Origin of the sequence: Rhodococcus sp. NPDC059179, from assembly GCF_042754885.1 — a bacterium.
Lineage (GTDB): Bacteria > Actinomycetota > Actinomycetes > Mycobacteriales > Mycobacteriaceae > Rhodococcus_G.
In genome coordinates this window covers 1-1,174 of sequence record NZ_JBHZBV010000028.1, presented here as the reverse complement: position 1 = coordinate 1,174, position 1,174 = coordinate 1, and the positions used below count along the sequence as shown (strand labels likewise).

The following is a 1,174-nucleotide window of genomic DNA, read 5'->3' as shown; positions in this document are numbered from 1 at the left end:
ACAACTGTACCATATCTTGAAGACTTTCATTGCGTGGTCCCTTGAACAGGCTTGCAGGCTCCGGTCTCGCTAGCGAGGGATTCATAGTGTTGGTCGGCCCCCACGAAACCGGTCGCTCAGGCTTCACGGCGTACTGGGGATGCCCTGAAGGCGACGAATGCCCCGGCAATCGCCGCTGTAGGGATGGGTTCTGTGGATTACTGGCCTCTGGCGAGTTCTACCATCGAGCAACGGAAGGCAACCACGCCCGCCGGACGCCGCAATGGCTGAAGTCGGGCGCTGAGTCCTTCTCCTGGCGTGCCCCAGGCCACACGCCGCCCGTTCGGGCTCAGTGTGGTCGACGGCTTCGCTGGGGAACACATGAGTGGGAAAGCGGATTGCCGGCTCGCACGGCGCCCACGGCTCCTGCCGCAGGTGCTTTGCCCGGCGCGTCTCCGGACGCCACCCAGTGAACTTGACATCTCTCCGGCGCTGCTCGCAGCACCGGTTGCCGTTTTTCCGCGGCGGACGATAGTTATCTGGTTGATTCTGCCAGTAGTCATATGCTTGTCTCAAAGATTAAGCCATGCATGTCTAAGTATAAGCAATTATACAGCGAAACTGCGAATGGCTCATTATATAAGTTATCGTTTATTTGATAGTACCTTACTACTTGGATAACCGTGGTAATTCTAGAGCTAATACATGCTAAAAATCCCGACTTCGGAAGGGATGTATTTATTAGATTAAAAACCAATGCCCTCTGGGCTCTTTGGTGATTCATGATAACTTCTCGAATCGCACGGCCTTGCGCCGGCGATGGTTCATTCAAATTTCTTCCCTATCAACTTTCGATGTTTGGGTATTGGCCAAACATGGTTGCAACGGGTAACGGAGGGTTAGGGCTCGACCCCGGAGAAGGAGCCTGAGAAACGGCTACTACATCCAAGGAAGGCAGCAGGCGCGCAAATTACCCAATCCCGACACGGGGAGGTAGTGACAATAAATACTGATACAGGGCTCTTTTGGGTCTTGTAATTGGAATGAGTACAATTTAAATCCCTTAACGAGGAACAATTGGAGGGCAAGTCTGGTGCCAGCAGCCGCGGTAATTCCAGCTCCAATAGCGTATATTAAAGTTGTTGTGGTTAAAAAGCTCGTAGTTGAACCTGGGGCCTGGCTGGCCGGTCCGCCT

1 rRNA gene is annotated in these 1,174 nt (G+C 53.3%); it reads left to right on the top strand.

Annotation, left to right across the window (positions count from 1 at the left end):
- Nucleotides 1-510: 510 nt before the first annotated feature.
- Nucleotides 511-1,174 (top strand): 16S ribosomal RNA (locus tag ACFXMV_RS23160); the annotation flags it as partial.